The sequence below is a fragment of the Corynebacterium sp. LK33 genome, from assembly GCF_014334955.1.
Lineage (GTDB): Bacteria > Actinomycetota > Actinomycetes > Mycobacteriales > Mycobacteriaceae > Corynebacterium > Corynebacterium jeikeium_D.
Genome location: NZ_PDGU01000026.1, coordinates 192,049 through 209,166, shown reverse-complemented (window position 1 = coordinate 209,166; position 17,118 = coordinate 192,049). Strand labels below are relative to the sequence as shown.

At 60.6% G+C, this 17,118-nt stretch carries 15 protein-coding genes; 2 read left to right on the top strand and 13 right to left on the bottom strand.

The annotated features are described in order from the left end of the window. Positions 1-6: 6 nt before the first annotated feature. From coaD to CRD20_RS09775, 7 genes are read right to left on the bottom strand one after another with little or no spacing between them, the layout of a single operon-like run. Positions 7-480 (bottom strand): pantetheine-phosphate adenylyltransferase, encoded by a 474-nt coding sequence (coaD, locus tag CRD20_RS09805; protein ID WP_016422540.1) that lies wholly within the window; start codon positions 478-480, stop codon positions 7-9. 45 nt (positions 481-525) lie between these two features. Next, positions 526-1,092, bottom strand: coding sequence for a 16S rRNA (guanine(966)-N(2))-methyltransferase RsmD (rsmD, locus tag CRD20_RS09800; RefSeq protein WP_048735471.1), 567 nt, complete (start codon positions 1,090-1,092; stop codon positions 526-528). Beyond that, the gene (locus tag CRD20_RS09795) at positions 1,093-1,365 is read right to left on the bottom strand and encodes an acetyl-CoA carboxylase biotin carboxyl carrier protein subunit (RefSeq protein WP_187405325.1); all 273 of its coding nucleotides are present in this window, start codon (positions 1,363-1,365) and stop codon (positions 1,093-1,095) included. Between the two features lie 24 nt (positions 1,366-1,389). Continuing rightward, positions 1,390-3,540, bottom strand: a complete 2,151-nt coding sequence (locus CRD20_RS09790) for an ATP-dependent DNA helicase RecG (protein ID WP_187405324.1) — start codon at positions 3,538-3,540, stop codon at positions 1,390-1,392. A gap of 4 nt (positions 3,541-3,544) precedes the next feature. Next, entirely contained in the window at positions 3,545-5,071 is a 1,527-nt protein-coding gene (locus CRD20_RS09785) for a DAK2 domain-containing protein (protein ID WP_069358784.1), read from the bottom strand. Positions 5,072-5,077: 6 nt separating this feature from the next. After that, positions 5,078-5,743 (bottom strand): uracil-DNA glycosylase, encoded by a 666-nt coding sequence (locus tag CRD20_RS09780; RefSeq protein WP_069358785.1) that lies wholly within the window; start codon positions 5,741-5,743, stop codon positions 5,078-5,080. 37 nt (positions 5,744-5,780) lie between these two features. Continuing rightward, the gene (locus CRD20_RS09775) at positions 5,781-6,737 is read right to left on the bottom strand and encodes a thiamine-phosphate kinase (protein ID WP_049171566.1); all 957 of its coding nucleotides are present in this window, start codon (positions 6,735-6,737) and stop codon (positions 5,781-5,783) included. Between the two features lie 111 nt (positions 6,738-6,848). Between CRD20_RS09775 and CRD20_RS09770 the strand changes: the two genes are divergently transcribed. Further along, positions 6,849-7,829 carry a DUF3515 domain-containing protein gene (locus tag CRD20_RS09770; RefSeq protein ID WP_069358786.1) on the top strand — a complete coding sequence of 327 codons (981 nt, stop codon included), beginning with the start codon at positions 6,849-6,851 and terminating at the stop codon, positions 7,827-7,829. A 10-nt stretch (positions 7,830-7,839) separates the two neighbouring features. On the opposite strand, the gene CRD20_RS09765 is transcribed toward CRD20_RS09770, so the two are convergent. Together CRD20_RS09765 and CRD20_RS09760 are read right to left on the bottom strand one after the other, a co-directional pair. Continuing rightward, the gene (locus CRD20_RS09765; RefSeq protein ID WP_069358787.1) at positions 7,840-8,943 is read right to left on the bottom strand and encodes a D-alanine--D-alanine ligase family protein; all 1,104 of its coding nucleotides are present in this window, start codon (positions 8,941-8,943) and stop codon (positions 7,840-7,842) included. A 35-nt stretch (positions 8,944-8,978) separates the two neighbouring features. Continuing rightward, positions 8,979-9,977 (bottom strand): NAD(P)H-dependent glycerol-3-phosphate dehydrogenase, encoded by a 999-nt coding sequence (locus CRD20_RS09760; RefSeq protein WP_069358788.1) that lies wholly within the window; start codon positions 9,975-9,977, stop codon positions 8,979-8,981. A gap of 112 nt (positions 9,978-10,089) precedes the next feature. Here CRD20_RS09760 and CRD20_RS09755 point away from each other — a divergent pair, with 112 nt between their 5' ends. Continuing rightward, positions 10,090-11,070, top strand: coding sequence for an NUDIX hydrolase (locus CRD20_RS09755; RefSeq protein WP_180802939.1), 981 nt, complete (start codon positions 10,090-10,092; stop codon positions 11,068-11,070). A 3-nt stretch (positions 11,071-11,073) separates the two neighbouring features. Here the strand turns inward: CRD20_RS09755 and CRD20_RS09750 are convergent, their stop codons facing one another. The 4 genes from CRD20_RS09750 to leuC form a co-directional block, all read right to left on the bottom strand. After that, complete coding sequence (locus CRD20_RS09750; RefSeq protein WP_069358790.1) at positions 11,074-13,542, bottom strand: polynucleotide kinase-phosphatase; 2,469 nt, start codon at positions 13,540-13,542, stop codon at positions 11,074-11,076. A 2-nt stretch (positions 13,543-13,544) separates the two neighbouring features. After that, positions 13,545-14,936: a 3' terminal RNA ribose 2'-O-methyltransferase Hen1 gene (locus tag CRD20_RS09745; RefSeq protein ID WP_187405323.1), complete on the bottom strand. Its 1,392-nt coding sequence runs from the start codon at positions 14,934-14,936 to the stop codon at positions 13,545-13,547. 48 nt (positions 14,937-14,984) lie between these two features. Then, positions 14,985-15,575 carry a 3-isopropylmalate dehydratase small subunit gene (gene leuD / locus CRD20_RS09740; protein ID WP_069358792.1) on the bottom strand — a complete coding sequence of 197 codons (591 nt, stop codon included), beginning with the start codon at positions 15,573-15,575 and terminating at the stop codon, positions 14,985-14,987. Between the two features lie 62 nt (positions 15,576-15,637). Beyond that, positions 15,638-17,065, bottom strand: a complete 1,428-nt coding sequence (gene leuC, locus CRD20_RS09735) for a 3-isopropylmalate dehydratase large subunit (protein WP_069358793.1) — start codon at positions 17,063-17,065, stop codon at positions 15,638-15,640. Positions 17,066-17,118 lie beyond the last annotated feature (53 nt).

The following is a 17,118-nucleotide window of genomic DNA, read 5'->3' as shown; positions in this document are numbered from 1 at the left end:
TACATGCTACTTCAGTCGGCGCTGCAGGGCGTGCAAGACAGGCTCAGGAACTAGCCCTTCCACCGAACCGCCGTAGCGAACAACTTCCTTCATCAGTGTCGACGACACATGACCGTACTTCGGATCAGCTTCCACAAAGAGAGTCTCAATGCCCGTCATGCGCCGATTCATCTGCGCCATGGGAGCCTCGTACTCGTAGTCTGCTGCCGAGCGCAGCCCCTTGACCAGGCAGGTGATGCCCTGCGCGGAGGTGTAGTCAACCAACAGCTTCGACCAGGAGTCCACCTGCACATTGTCCAAGTGCTGCGTGCACTGCCGAATGAGGTCCATGCGCTCTTCGACATTGAACATGCCCTGCTTATTCGGGTTGTGGGTAACCAGCACGGTCACCTGATCGAATTGGCGCGCGGCACGCTCAATCACATCGAGGTGACCAGAGGTCATGGGGTCGTAGGAACCGGGGCAGCATGCGTGAGTCATAGAGGTCAAACCACCTTTGGCCGTCGTAAAGCGTAAAGAAGAACGTTAAGCGTTGTAGATAGCGGTGTCGAAGCGCGCCAAACCGTGAATGCGACGCTTCAGCTTCTGCTGGAGCTGCTCGTAGCCCTCGGGCCACTGCGTCTCCTCGTCATCGCGGTGACGCTCCACAGTCACGACCGCGCCCGGCGCGAGGAAGCTGCGCAGCGCCTCGAGCATCTCTGTAACGGCCTCCCCCGCCAGCTCATAGGGAGGATCCGCAATGACGCGGTCAAAAGGCTCGCCCGGCGCGCCCGCAAGGTACGACGACACTTTCATCGGAGACACGGCCACATCGGGATGCCCCACGGTGCGAATGTTCTTTTCAATAGCGGCAATGGCGTTCGGATCGTTTTCCACCAACACGACGGAACGCGCGCCGCGCGAAGCCGCTTCCAAACCGAGCGCACCCGAGCCAGCGAACAGGTCGAGAACGCGAGTTCCCTCTAGCCCAAAGCGTGTGGACCAGGAAGAAAAGATGGCTTCCTTCGCGCGGTCGCTAGTTGGCCGCGTGGTCTCTCCCTTGGGCGCGACTAGCCTACGGCCGCGTGCCTCACCTGCAATAATGCGGGTCATCTACTTCCCTTCGTGCGATGTGTTCTCGTTGCCGTTGTGCTGTGCCGTGGTGCTGTGAGTTGCTGGCGTGATTCGTGCCAGCAGCTGACCACCTTCGACATCCACAAATTGATCTGCCGCCACCTCCGCGACCGTGCCCGGGCAGGGCGCTAAAACCGGCGCTTCTAGCTTGACGGCCTCCACGACCGCAATGACCTGACCGGTCGTCACCGAGTCTTTCTCGGCGACCTCCCAGCGGACTACTCCTGCAAAAGGTGCACAGACATCTACCATGCCCAACAGTCTACTTTGGTCTTACTAGGAGCGGTCCAAGTAGTTCGACTGCTCTTCATCGATATCGGAGATGAGCTCTCCCACAAGCCTCTCATCAACATCGAGGAGAACCATGGCATCGTGTCGGGTGCGCTCGATGATCTCGCCGTCGGTGGTGAGGTCCACCAGGCCGAGGCCAGTCGCCAGCCCCGATTGGTCATCGCCGAGCAGATCGCCGAAACTACGCGTGGCCAGATCCAACTCCGCCAGTTGAATGCCGTCGGTGGTGGCGGCAATGCGTTCCAGCCGGGTGCGCTCGGGTGTCTGCGAATGCGTGTGTGTACACAGGAAGCACAGGCCACCACGGTCACCACGGCCGACACGACCGCGCAGCTGGTGAATCTGCGAGATGCCGTAGCTCTCGGCGCGGCGAATCATCATAATCGTGGCCTCTGGTACATCCACGCCGACTTCGATAACTGTGGTGGACACCAGCACATCCAGCTGTCCTGTGGCAAAGGCCTGCATCACGCGGTCTTTGTCCTCCGGTGTCATGTTGCCGTGCAACTGACTGATACGTACACCGGGAAGTTTCTTCCTCGCTCGGTCGAACACCGCCTCCACGGACTCGTCGAGGAACTGTTCCTCGTCGCGGGTAATGCGGGGACAGACAATGAAGGCGCGGTTGCCCTTGGCCACTTCTTCCCCAATCCGCTCCCAGGTTCGTGCCTCCCAGCGCGGCTTTTCCAGCGTCGGTACGACAAAAGATTGGATCTCCTGACGTCCCCGTGGCAATTCCGTCAACTGCGAAACTGCGAGGTCGCCAAAAATGGTCATCGCTACCGTGCGCGGAATGGGGGTTGCCGACATCACCAACAGATGCGGTGTCATTCCACCCCGTCCCCTGCTGCGCAGCTGATCGCGCTGGCGCACACCAAAGCGGTGCTGCTCATCGACGACCACCAGCCCGAGATCGAAGAACTCCACGCCCTCACTGAGCAGGGCATGCGTGCCGACGACAATGTCAGCCTCCCCGTTGACTGCCTCCAACAGGGTTGCCCGGCGCTCCTTCGTCGACATCGATCCCGTCAACAGTCGTACAGTCACTGCTACTCCGGCTTGCTCCAGCATCGCTGTCAGCGATCGGTAGTGCTGTTGGGCCAGGACTTCCGTCGGCGCCAGCATCGCGCACTGCCTGCTGGAATCGACTGCTTGCAGCATTCCCAGTAGGGCCACCACGGTCTTACCCGAGCCGACTTCACCTGCTAGCAGGCGGTTCATTGGGCTGGGCTGCGACATATCGTCCGCAATATCGGCTGCGACCGCGACCTGACCGTCGGTAAGCGAAAACGGCAACCCTCGGCGTAGCTCGTCGCGAAGTCCCCCGGCGACTTCCGTGCAGGCCGGAGCGGTGAGACTCGCTTGAGTACGCTTGCGTGCACCAACGGCGAGCTGGAGCTCAAGCGCTTCGTCGTACTTCAGTCGGGCAAGCGCGATGTCGGGGCCCGCGATGGAGGGAAAGTGTGCGCCACGCAGTGCGGAGTCGAAATCGGTAAGTCCCTCCGGCGTGGCGGGCAATGGGTCTGGCTGCAGCGGTAACCATTCGAGGATGCGCTGCATGTACAGAGCCAGGTGAATACCCGCTACTCCTTTGCGGCCACGGTAAATGGGCAGATAGGGGCGCGTGAGCAGCCGCTGCATCTCCGCAATCCCCTTGGCTGTCTTCGTCAGTGTGGCCAGCTTGCCAGTGGCTGCGCCTACCGAACCATCGGCTTTAAGCACCATGCAATCAACATTTTTCAGCTGTAGCTCATTGCGGAACTCGCTGAGCGTGCCAACAATGAGCAGACGCACACCGGGGTGCAGCATATTGCGCAGCCATTCGGCACCGAAAATCGCGGCCGGAAGAATGCGCACTCCGTCGCTGACATAGATTTTCAGTGGCTTGCGTCGGTCGGCGAAGGCGGGCGCTGGCGAAATGCTGTGCACCTCCACGACTGTGGTGATGGTGTCGCCAATGTCGGAAAATGACACATCTAAGCTCTTACCCTGCGCCACGTAGCGCTTCGGGAAATTCGTCAGCGCATCCGAGACGGTCTCCATACCAAAAGCCGTATGCAGCTTCTTTGCAATCTTTGGCCCCACCACGATATTCAGGGGCGTGCGCGCATAATCCGAGCCGAGCCATCCGAGCATCGCGCTACTCGATTCCTACCTGCACCAGCTCATCGATGCCGGTCGCATCATAGGCTACGACCTCCACAGGCTTGTCCAGCCGCGCCCGCACTTGCGCTATGTCCACGCCCTCAGCCCCGTGCCCGAGTAGCAGAGTCACTAGTTCCCCGCCGCCAGCCAACAGGTCTGAGATGGTCTCTGTGAGCGCGTCAGCCAGGGGCTTATCGACGTCCGCAGCGACTACAGCCGTTCGCGTGCCATTGGCAGCCTCTCCCATCGCATACGCAGCAACCGCCAGTGGCAGCTCAGCCGAATGCACGGCCAAGGCAGCAAGGCCAGCCGGAATGGAGTCTGTGGACACTACCGCGAGCGTCGGATTAGCCGCGGCAGCAGCGAATTCGATATCCGCCAATTCCTGGTCGCTAACCAGCCCATTTGGCAGCAGGATTACCTCATCCGCACCCCGCATGGCAGTCAGCGCCTTGGTGACCACATTGTCAGCGAACTCCTGGTCGGCGATGGCTGCGCGATCTGTGGGAGTGGATGTGGGAGTCGGAGCGGGGGTCGGGCTGATAGCAATCGCCCCAGAGGAGGTGATGAGATCATTCAGCGGACCGTCCGGCACTACCGCAATGAGGATGCGAGTGGACTCAGGTGTTGTCTCCGGCTCATCGAGCACCTCGATACGGATGCGTTCCGGACGACCGAAGTCGAGTGCCGCCTCAATAACTGCGCCCGGCTCCACTGTGTGGATATGCACCATGTACTGCGCGGTCTCCGCATTACCAGCATCACCTGCGATGATGAGCGAATTGCCCAGCGGGTTCAACCGCTCTCGCAGCGCTTCCACCGCCTGGGTATCCGCCAAGGAAATCAGGTACATGACCTCCATCTCAACGGTGGCTACGTGTGGCGCGTCGACATGCAAATCGACCGGTGCGGCTGCGCGGCCGCTGACTTCGTCGGCAAGCGCGTCGAGCAGAATGACCAACCCCGCGCCGCCGGCGTCGACCACGCCCGCCTGCTGCAGTGCCGGGAGCTGGCTGGGGGTTTTCGCCAGCGCATCGCGAGCGGCATCCGCGATCGTGTCGGCGAGCTCCTCAATCGAGTCGCCCTCAAATTCCTCCGCGGCAATCGCGGCGTGCCGCAGGACTGTCAGAATCGTGCCCTCCACCGGATTGGCAATCGCTTGGGAAACATGTTGCACAGCTAGCTTTAGCGAGTGTTGTACCGACTCAACGCCAATGCCACTACCGGAGGCAGCCTCAGCCACCGCGCGAAAAACCTGCGAGAGCACAGTGCCCGAATTACCGCGGGCACCGCGCACTGCACCGGCAGCTAGGGCCGCGGTGACTGCGCGAACATCGGAAGCGTCAGCCTTTTGCGCTTCCTCATAGGCCGAACTCAACGTCGCGAGCATATTCGACCCGGTATCGGAATCCGGTACTGGGAAGACATTGAGACTGTTGATCTCATCGCGGCGGGATTGAAGCGCGTCAATCCCCCGGGCAACCCAGCCGACGATGGCGGCAGAACCAATCTGCAAAGACATGAATTCCTATTCTAGCGTCCAGTCGATAGGGGTAGCTCCCTGACGAATCAGCGACTCATTGGCCCGGCTGAACGGACGCGACCCGAAGAACCCACGGGATGCCGACAGCGGTGACGGGTGCGGCGAACAGATACAGTCCACGCCCGGGAGCCAACGCTGCAAACTCTGCGCGTCGCGTCCCCACAGAATGGCCACGAGAGGCTGATCACGGGCGACCAATGCTTTGATGGCATGCTCCGTGATTGCCTCCCAGCCCTTACCGCGGTGCGAGGCAGTAGCACCCGGACGTACGGTCAACACACGGTTGAACAGAGCTACGCCCTGCCTACTCCACGGAGTGAGGTCACCGTTGGAGGGAGTCGGGAGCCCCAGGTCGGAGGAATACTCCTTAAAAATATTCGCCAACGACCGCGGTACCGGCTTCACATCCGGCTGGACCGAGAAGCTAAGCCCCATCGCATGCCCCGGGGTCGGGTACGGGTCCTGACCGATAATAAGCACCTTGACCTCATCGAATGGATAAGTAAAGGCGCGCAGCACATCGGTGCCCGCGGGCAGGTAACCGTAGCCGGCCGCGTTCTCCTCGCGCAGGAACTGCCCCATCCGGTGGATGTCATCGGCCACTGGCTCCAGCGCCTTCTGCCACCCTTCTTCGACCGGCAACGGATCCATGTCATGCAGCCTTTCTTCTCAAAACCTCTTCGAACTCTTAAAAGGAAACCCAACCGGCATCGCGGGCAGGAGGTTTGCCGTCGATAAGCACCGAATCGAACTTTTCCTTCGACACCGTGCCGATAGCGCGGAACCCCGTCGGAGGCTCCCCCGGCGTCGAACCGATCAGTGTGTGGTCCTCCCCGCCGGTGAGCACCCACTCCCACGGGTCGATGCCCAGGTATTCACCAGCGGCAATCTGCAACTCATCGGGCGCAATGGCACTGCTGTCAACTTCCAAAGTAACCCTGGAGGCCTGCGCAATAGCGCGGAGATCCACGACCAGTCCATCGGAATTGTCCGTCAGTGAACGCACACCTGTGGCTCGCGCCGTAGCACCCCTGCGATATTCAAATTCGGGCGTACAGTGTGCGGCCACCAGCTGCGCAAACTCGCTTGGAACCTTTGCCGGGCTTCCGCAGTGCTGAAGCAGCGCAAGGCCCGCAGCAGAGTAGCCGATGCGTCCCGACGCAATCACCGTATCCCCCGCGCGTGCCGCTGAGCGCAGCAGCGGCCGCCCAAGCCCACCAAGTTCGCCCATCGCACTGATGGAAATCACCAGAGAATCTCCGCTGACCATGTCACCACCGACGAGCTCCGCCGGACATTGCTTGCCTTCCTGCCACAACCCCTCGGCGATACCGGTGACCACACTCACCGGAGTATGCAACGGTGCTGAGATGGCGAAAAGCATGGCCGTTGGACGCGCACCCATCGATTCGATATCGGCGAAATTCTGTACTGCGGCCTTAGCTCCAACTTGCTGAGGTGTCGACCAGTCCAGGCGGAAATGGCGCCCTTCCACCAACATGTCGGTGGAAGTGACAAAACGGGCGTTGGGGGTTGTCTGCGTCAAGACGGCGGCATCGTCGCCATTGCGTGCCGACGGGGCGATAGCCCGGATGGCCTCAATGACCCCAAACTCGCCAATATCGCCAATGGTCAATTCAGTCACAGTGTCGAGTCACATTCCTAATAGTCGATGGTTAACCGTTAATAGCGGAACCCGTCTCGGTATTGCCCCCAACCAATTGGAGTTGGTACCGGACAACGTAGAATCAGGCCCATGGTAGACGCACCCCCATCGGGAGAAACAGTTCAGTCCAAGGGTAGCCGGACACGCGCGGGCATCGCACTCGCTATCGCCATTATCTCTATCCTCGGCATTATTTTTGCCGCAAAGATTTACCAGGATAATCAGGCGACAAAGCCAGTCGCGATTTCCAACCCGGAGCTCCCCGCTAATGACTCGCCCGAGTGTGCGGAACTGCTCGACCGACTGCCAGATCGCGCCGCAGGTCTGGTTCGCGCCGACATTGCAGAGCCAGCTCCAGAAGGTGCCGCTGTGTACCGAAACTTGGAACAAGACCGCATCACGCTGCGCTGTGGCGCGAACGTACCTAGCCAGTACAACGAGCTGGCTAAGACCGAAGAGGTCAAGGGCATTTCGTGGCTGCGTGTTGTCGACAGTACCGACGAGTCTTTGGCGACTTGGTTCACCGTCGGGCGCGAACCGGTTGTTGCGATTACCGCCGAAGGAAATGCAGAGGCGGAGGATGCCCTGAGTGACCTCGCCGAGGCGCTGCGCCCGGACTCCGAGTACAAGAACAAGCCGGAGCGCGGCGGCGTCCCACTGGTAGAACTGGCAGCTCCGGAAGCTGATAAGCGCTGCAGCGGCTTGGAGGCTGCCCTCCCCCGCGAGCTTGGCAACCGTCACCGTCTGAGCGCAGAGGAAATGCCGGCTGACATGCCGAAGGACATGGTCATTTGGGGCGGCACCCCAGCCGATCCGGTGGTGCTGCGCTGTGGTGTCGACGAGCCGGCTGGCTATAGCACCACCACGCAGCAGCTGACGCAGGTTGGCGACATTGTCTGGTTCAACGAACCAACGCTTTCCTCTGGTACCTCCGCCACCTGGTACGCCATGGGCCGGGAGCGCTTCGTCGCCGTTGAAATGCCGATGTCGGAGGCCAGCTCACTGATGCCGGTGCTCTCCTCGGTCATCGCGGACAACCTGGAGAACATCTCGCCGAGCGAAGAAAAGTAAGAACCAACTTCTATCGACGAGCTACCAGCGCCCGCTCAATCAGGGCGCTGAGCAGCTCCTCGTAGGCAACACCGGAAGCCGCAAACATCTGCGGGTACATCGAAATCGGGGTAAAGCCCGGCATGGTGTTGACCTCATTGATAATCGGGCCATTATCCGTGACAAAGAAGTCCACGCGAGTCAGCCCATCAGAGCCCAGTGCCCTGAACGCCCGACGAGCATCCTTGTCCAGTGCCTTCAAAACATCCTCCGGCAGCTCAGCCGGGATCTGCGCCGAGACGACATCATCCAAGTACTTGGTCTCAAAACCGTAGAAGCCCTCGTCAGAGTCCTCCGTGCCACGCAGCAACGACGGAACTGATACCTGCAGGCTGCCGTCAGCGCGCTGCAGCACACCAATCTCCACTTCGGCGCCGTCTACACCGGCCTCTACAATGACCTTCCAGTCGTGCTCTCGGGCCAGCTCTACCGCCGCATCCAGATTCGCCCAATCATCGACGCGGGAGATACCAATCGACGATCCACCACGGGCAGGTTTAACGAACACCGGCAGGCCAAGGGTCTCCTTGTCCTCGTCGGAAAGCGACTCGCCGACGTGCAAAACAACCTGCTTGCCAATAGGAAGCCCCGCTGCCTGCAAGAGATTCTTCGTGCGTTCCTTATCCATTCCCGCAGCGGAAGCGAGCACGCCCGGGCCGACATAAGCAATGCCGGAAAGCTCAAAGAGCCCCTGAATCGTGCCGTCCTCGCCGTGCGGACCGTGGAGGACCGGGAAGATAACGTCGACGGTGTCGAAAACCTCGCCGGCGCGATCACCGGTGACGAAGCGGAATTCACCGCGGCGTGACGGCGAGGTGCTCAGCGCAACTTCCTCGCCCGGGATGACCTCCGGCATCGTACGCCCCTGCGTGCGCAGCGTATCCGTCTCACGCGTACCGACGGTCCAGACACCATCCTTGGTAATACCAATGGGAACCACTCGGAAGCGGTCCTCATCCAGGTGATCCATAATTGCGCCGGCCGAGACACAGGAGACGCTGTGCTCAGGGCTTGCACCACCGTAGATGACGGCGACGGAAATGCGATCTGCAGACGAGCTATTCGACGAAGTCATGGTGACTTAGTTTAGCCCCGACCTCGTTGAAGTGGTTACTCCGACTTGCGGCTTCGCCCCATCAGCTTGCGAATTGTCTCATCGACCTTCGCGCCTTCGTGGCAGACGGCGTAAACGGCCTCAGTAATTGGCATTTCCACGCCATTGCGACGAGCGAGGTCACGGACCGAGATTGAAGAAATCACACCCTCAGCCACCTGACCGCGCGTGGCGTGCTGCGCCTGCTCCATCGTGTCACCGCGACCGAGACGGTCACCGAAGGTGCGGTTACGCGACAGCGGCGAGGAACAAGTGGCCACCAAGTCACCGAGGCCCGCCAATCCCGCGAAAGTCTTATCTTCTGCACCAACCGCGTCGCCCAGACGCGTGATTTCCGCCAGGCCACGGGTGATGATGGTTGCCAGCGTGTTCTCACCCAATCCTTGACCAGCGGCCATACCGCAGGCCAACGCAATGACGTTCTTGCAGGCACCGCCGATTTCGCAGCCGATCACATCGGTGTTGGTGTACGGGCGGAAGTAATTAGTGGCAACTGCCGCCTGAATCATCTTGGCATTGTTCTCATCAGCGCAAGCAATGACCGTTGCCGCTGGCTGCTCCATCGCAACCTCGCGGGCGAGGTTCGGGCCGGACAGCACCGCAATACGCTCTGCTGGCAGGTCTGTGACCTCCGCAATGACCTCACTCATGCGCAGATGTGTCTCGCGCTCCACACCCTTGGCCAGGCTGAGCAGAATCGTCTCCGTCCCGATGAAGTCCTTCCAGACCTTGAGGTTGTCACGCAGAGTCTGCGAGGGCACACCCAGCACCACCACATCCGCGCCCTTCAGCGCGGCCTCTGCATCCGAGGTGGCTTCGATGTTGCGCGGCAGCCCCAGGCCAGGCAGGTAGTCGTGGTTTTCGCGGCTGATCTGAATACGCTGTGCCTGCTCCGCACGTCGCGACCAGAGCCGTACAGGATTGCCCGCATCAGCAAAAACCTTGGCGAGCGTCGTGCCCCACGAGCCCGCACCCATCACTGAAACCTGCACCATCGCCGCGACCTTCCTCCGTTAGTCTCTAATCTCCAACAAGTCTAGCGAGACGTTCTCACACTGCGATACTAAACTAGGTCGGCGACAAAGGATTGAAAGGGAATTCACGATGATGCACGAAGAGGACAAGGACCTCAAGGGCGATACCTCCGTGACCGGTCGCCTGCGCCAGATTCCAACGAAGCCAGGTCAGGATGTCACCAAGCCGACCTTCGCGGCCGGCGCGGTTCTATGGCGCGGCGATGTCCACAACCCTGAAATCTGCGTGATTCACCGTCCCTCCTACGACGACTGGTCGCTGCCGAAAGGCAAGCTCGACGCCGGCGAGAACCTCATTGCCACCGCCGTCCGCGAAATCTGGGAAGAGACCGGCTACCGCGTCCGTCTGGGCAAGCTCGTCGGCAACGTCTCTTACCCTGTCGCCGGACGCACGAAGCTGGTCTGGTACTGGACCGCTGAGGTTCTAGACGGCGAATTCGAACAGAACTCCGAGGTCAACGAGCTTCGTTGGGTCGCCTGGGACGAAGCCGAGGAGCTGCTGTCCTACGACCTCGACCGCGACGTGCTGGTCAAGGCCCGCAAGCGCATGAACAAGGAACCGGACACCCGTCTCATTCTGGTTCGCCATGGGCGTGCGCACCGTCGCACCAACTGGAACGGCAATGATGCACTGCGGCCACTGGATAAGAAGGGACGTCGTCAAGCGGAACTGCTCGTCTCTGCCCTGGAAGGCTTCCGCCCCGAGCGGATCTACTCCGCCGAGCCCGTGCGTTGCCAGGACACCGTCGCGCCACTCGCCGCAGAGCTGGGCATGCAGGTCACAGTCGACGAACGGCTTGGCGACGAGCACTGGATTGCCAACCAGGTTGAGTCCAAGAAGGCATTCGAAGACATTGTCGCGCTAGGCGGAGTCAGCGTCATCTGCTCTCAGGGCATCACCATCCCAGACCTGCTTGCCGCCTGGTCCGCTGAGGGCACCCTGCCCTTCGACGAGGAAATCCTGTGCAAGAAGGGCTCTGCCTGGGTGCTGGGATTCAACGACGGTGTAATGACCACGGCTGATTACTACGCCTCGGCGCTGCCGGTGAAGTAGGTCCTACAACCTCGGATCCATCGGCTCTGACTCCAGCGCCAACACGCCGAAGACAGGGACGTGGATTCGATGCAGAGGCTCGCCCGCCGCTAGACGCTCCAGCGACTCAATGCCGAGGGCATACTCGCGCAGCGCTGAGGACTGCTTGTGCTGCAGATTTCGCCGCTTCAACTGCTCTTGACGCTGCGGGTGCAGGTAGTCACGCCCATAAATCATGCGCAGATACTCCCGCCCCCGCACCTTCATACCGGGCTGCACCTGGCGGTCCACTGCCGCGTTTTCCATTGGCTTGACGACGGCCCCCTCCCCGCCCGACTCTGTCAGTTGCAACCACCACTGCGATGCGGCCTTCACCTGTTCCGGGTCACTGGGGTCGAGGACGAAGCAGCGCGTCTGCCGGTAGATCTCACTGTCAGCTGCTACCAGCTGGTTCGCGATATCCAAGTGCCATGAGTGCGGCTTGTAGTGCCAGGTGGCATCCTCACTTGCCAGCACTTGGAAGGGTGCGAACTGAATCTTGTTGTCGCTGTCGACATAGCGGTTGTAAGCAGCGCGGAACTTCTCGAGCTCGTCCAGAGTCTGTTCTGGAGCGGGACCGCCGACCTCTATTCTCCTGCCGGTAGCTGCCTGCAGAGCGGCCGCGAGCTGTCTGGCAGCACCAATACCGGCGGCAGCAGTGGGTGCATAGATGTCGTCGATAAGCCCTTGCGCCTTGAGATTCCAAGGCAATACTTCGCCGTCGAGCAGGACCCAGTCGCCGAATTGGTCGAAAAGCCCGGCGCGCTCTGCGGCCTTGGTCATTTCGTCGAGTGCTGGATTCTTACCGTCGAAGAAGGCACGCCCCGTCCGGGTATATGCGTAGGTGCTAGCACCGAAACGGGTCTTTGCTCCTGGCCGAATCAGGCAGAGCACAGCTCGGGAACCCATGTGCTTTTCCTGACAAATGACCTGGTCAGTGTGTTCAGCGTAGTAGCGGAATGCCTCCTCCGGGTGTTCCAGGAAGCCTTCCCGCTGTGAGGTCGGCGCCGGTGACATGGTCGGTGGCAGGTAAGGAATTCTCTCCGGCGCGAGCGTGAAACGGCTGATGGTTTCCAGCGCTGCAGCCGCGCGGTCACTATCAATGCGGATGCGTCCATGGCGCCCAGTCTGGATACCATCGACGTCTAACACGTCAGTGATACGCAGCTCGGACTCCGGTCGGTTGGTGGTCTTGCGGGATGGGGCCTCCCACCACGTCTGCTTTGCATCGACCTGCACGTTTTCTAGTTCGGGATAGCGCAGTGCAGAGAGCTTACCGCCGAATACGCAACCGGTGTCGATGCACATGGTGTTATTGACCCAGCGCAAACGGTCCGCTTCCATGTGGCCATAGACAACACGGGCGGCACCGCGGTAGTCCGCCGCCCAATCCAGACGTTCTGGCAGGCCATTTTCATCGAGCTTGCCAGTAGTCGCACCGTAGAGCGCGAACTCGCGGACTTTTCCAGAGGCCCTGCCATGGAGGTGCTCAGGCAGTCCCGCGTGGGCTACGACCAGGGCTCCGTCATCAAGCACGTAGTGCACAGGCAGGTGGTCGATGAAGTCGCGGACGTCTTTCCGGAACTCCTCACTTTCGCCTGCGAGCTGAGTGAGCGTTTCGGCCAGCCCGTGGCCCGTGGTGACGTTGTGGCCGTCGAGGGCGCGCACCAACTTAGAGTCGTGGTTTCCGGGCACGCAGAGAGCATTGCCGTCCGAGACCATCCCCATGACCAGCTTCAAGACGGCTGGGCTATTGGGGCCGCGGTCAACGAGGTCACCAACGAAAATGGTCTTGCGGCCATCTGGGTGATGAGCATTGCTGCCATCCGCCGAGAGCTCGTAGCCGAGCTTCTCCAGCAGTGCGGTCAGCTCGTCGAAGCAACCGTGGACATCGCCGATGATGTCGAAAGGGCCGTGGAGATCGCTGCGATCGACCTTCAGCGGCACACGTTCAATGGTGACGTTGTCGATTTCCTCCGCGGAATTCAAGATGAAAACGTTGTGAATCTTCTCGCGCTTCAGGTGCTTGAGCCCTCGGCGCAGGTCACGGTGCTGGCGCTCCAACACCTCTACTCTGAAGTTGCGGTCAGTGCGCTGCCTGTGCCGCTCCTTCACCTCCGCCAACGGAAGATTCAAAACGATAGCAGCACTGAGCGCATGGTGTCTGCGCGCCAGCTTCACGAGCCGGGCGCGGTCCTGCGGTTTCACATTCGTCGCATCGACCACGGTGAGTAAGCCTGCTTCCAGCCGCTTGCCGACGATCGTCTCCAGCAGCTCAAAAGCAGGCGCCGTCGCCGCCTGGTTATTCGGATCGTTGGAAACAATGCCGCGACAAGTATCCGAGGATACGACTTCAAACGGGCCGAAGTGTCGTGCCGCAAAGGTCGACTTTCCAGCACCGGAGACACCGACCAGCATGACCAAGCTGAGGTTAGGAAGTGAGATGGTACTCATAGTTAGCTCTCCTCTGCTGCGGTGAAGTCGTAGGAAAAGACCGCCATTTGTGTTGGTTGGCCGTAATTTTCGTGCACGTCCCCAATACCGTCGAAGTCCACCAGATAACCGAACTTCTCGGCCACGCCCCTGGCCCACTGACGAAATTCCGCGCGGCTGAACTCGAAACGGTGATCGAGGTGCCGGAACTGTCCAGGCTCTAGGTTTGGGTAGCAAGCGTTGTAGTCACTATTTGGGGTGGTGACGATGACATACTGCGGGCGTGCGAGCCCAAAGACGTTGTTCTCCAACGCGGGCAGCCGGTCGGCATCAATGTGCTCGATGACCTCCATCAGGATTGCCACGTCCATGTTCGCAATGCGCTCATCGGCATAGGTGACCGAGGATTGGAAAAGCTCAACCCGCGCGGCTTGGCGCTCCGGCATGCGATCTAGGTTCAGCGCCTTGTGCGCCTTACGAAGCTCCCCCACAGAAACATCGGTACCAACGATCTGCGCGATTCGCGGATTCTCCAGCATCGGCCCCAGTAGCACGCCGGAACCGCAGCCGATGTCGACTACACTGCGCGGGCGCAGGCTAAGTACTTCACGCAGTACTCGCTCTTGGCGCTGTCGATTAAGTGGCTTGGCTGGCTGGTCACCGCGGGGCAGTTCGATTGCAGCGGCTTCCCCAGCAAGCTTCACGACGGCTTCGTTGACCAGGCCTTTTTGATCCGCAAGGTAGCGCCCCAGGATTTTCTCCCGCTCCGGGTGCTCCGGTAGCCAGTCCTGCGCACGGGCGGCGAGCTTGTCGATTTCCCGGTCATCGACCCAATAGTGTTTCCCACCGTCGAGGACGGGCAGCAGAATATACAGGTGATTGAGCAAATCGCGGACGGTTGCTCTACCCGAAAGCGTTATCGTCGGTGAGAACTTCTGGCCGGCAATATTGTTCGAAAAATCGCAGGCGACGTTCCACCCCAGCGGTTCGAACAGAGCCCGGATTTCTTCCTCGGTGCCGGGTACCGCGGCGACTGTCGCGGTGAGGTCGCTCGGGGTTTCGTCGTAAGGCGAGGGCTTTTCCATGACCATCGCCGTGGAGAAGACGGACTTCAGCGCCACTGTCATAAGCGATGACGCGGCCCATTGCCGGTCATTGATGTAGCCGGTCAGATTGAACGTATCAGCGCGGTACTGCTTGAGTTTCAGCAGCTCATCGCGGTCAATATCAACCCAAAGGGCTGCCGTGCATTCGGCATCGGTAGCCGTGGGGAAAAAGACTCTGGCAACACCGAACTTTAACTCGGACTCATGCACGCGATCGGGATGCTTTCGCAAAATAAATCCCAAATCGCGTGCCGATTCAGCAGGCGAAGATTCACCGAGCCGAGAGTGTTTAGTGATTGCCAGATACATACGGCAAGTCTAACGCCTACCGCGGATTGGACTAGAGCATTTTTTGACCTACAGCGTCTTCGGCTTGTGGGCCGGACGACTCTTCTCGTAGGCCACAATGTCCGCTTCGTTGCGCAGGGTCAGGGAGACGTCGTCAAGCCCTTCCATCAGACGCCAGCGGGTGTAGTCGTCGACCTCGAACGGGAAGACCTGCTCACCGGCCTCGACGGTGCGGGTCTCCAGGTTGACGGTGAGCTCCATGCCAGGGTTAGCCTCCAGCAGCTTCCACAGCAGCTCGACATCGGACTGCTGCATCTGTGCGGCGAGCAGCCCCGCCTTGCCGGCATTGCCACGGAAGATATCGGCGAAGCGGGAGGAGATGACGACGCGGAAACCGTAGTCCATCAGGGCCCACACGGCGTGCTCGCGGGAAGAACCGGTACCGAAGTCCGGCCCTGCTACGAGGACGGAGCCCTTTGCGTATTCCGGGCGGTTGAGCACGAAGTCGGATTCGTTATTGCGCCAGTTGCTGAACAGGCCATCCTCGAATCCGGTGCGGGTGACGCGCTTTAGGTAGACGGCCGGGATGATCTGGTCAGTGTCGACGTTGGATCGCTGCAGGGGAACGCCGACGCCGGTGTGAGTATCAAACTTTTCCATGGTGAAAGATCCTTAGAAGTTCTGCTTGGGTCTGTCGTACAAAGATCGGCAGTGAGAGTCAGTTAGAGATCAGCCGGTGCTGCGAAGTGACCGGCGACGGCGGTAGCTGCGGCGACGGCAGGGCTAACCAGGTGGGTACGACCACCCTTGCCCTGACGGCCCTCGAAGTTGCGGTTGGAGGTCGAAGCGCAACGCTGGCCCGGGGTCAGCTGATCCGGGTTCATGCCCAGGCACATGGAGCAGCCCGGCATGCGCCATTCAGCGCCTGCCTCTTCGAAGATCTTGCCCAGCCCCTCTTCTTCAGCCTGTGCGCGGACCTTTGCGGAGCCCGGCACGATGAGCATCTGGACGCCGTCGGCAACCTTGCGGTCCTTCAGCACGTCGGCGACGGCGCGCATGTCCTCGATGCGGCCGTTGGTGCAGGAACCGACGAAGACAACGTCGACCTTAACGTCGCGCATCGGGGTGCCCGGCTTCAGATCCATGTACTCCAGTGCACGTTCGGCGGCGATGCGGTCGGAGTCCTCAGCGATGAACTCCGGGTCCGGCACGGTCTCACCCAGCGGCACGCCCTGGCCCGGGTTGGTACCCCAGGTAACGAATGGGGTCAGCGCGGAACCGTCGATTTCGACGACCTTGTCGAACTTCGCGTCCTCGTCAGTAACCAGGGACTTCCAGTATGCGACAGCCTCGTCCCACTGCTCGCCCTGCGGCGCGTGCGGGCGCCCCTTCAGGTATTCGAAGGTGGTCTCGTCCGGAGCAATCATGCCGGCGCGGGCACCGGCTTCGATGGACATGTTGCAGATGGTCATGCGAGCTTCCATCGACAGCTTCTCGATGGCCTCGCCGCGGTACTCAATAACGTGGCCCTGACCACCGCCGGTGCCAATCTTGGCGATAATCGCCAGAATCAAATCCTTGGCGGTAACACCATCCTGCAGTTCGCCGGTGACGTTGACCGCCATGGTCTTGAAAGGCTTCAGCGGCAGGGTCTGGGTAGCCAGAACGTGCTCAACCTCGGAGGTACCGATACCGAAGGCCATAGCACCGAAAGCCCCGTGGGTGGCGGTATGCGAGTCACCACAGACGACGGTGGTGCCCGGCTGAGTCAGGCCCAGCTGTGGGCCGACGACGTGCACGATACCCTGCTCGCGGTCGCCCATCGGATGCAGGCGGATACCGAACTCCTCAGCGTTCTTGCGCAGTGTGGCAATCTGGGTACGAGAGGTCGGTTCCTCAATCAGATTGATTTTGCCGCCGGCGACAGTAGTCGGAACGTTGTGGTCCTCGGTTGCGATGGTCAAATCCGGGCGGCGCACCTTGCGCCCTGCCAGACGGAGGCCATCAAAAGCCTGTGGCGAGGTAACCTCGTGGACGAGGTGCAGATCGATATAAATCAAATCTGGTTCGCCGTTGTCGCCTTGCTTGACTACGTGGTCACGCCAGACTTTCTCGGCCAGAGTCTTCGGGCTGGTGTCCGTGGTGCGCATAGTGGGTGAGCCGCCTTCCGGATATATCTCTTTTATCTCAAGGAATGAGATGT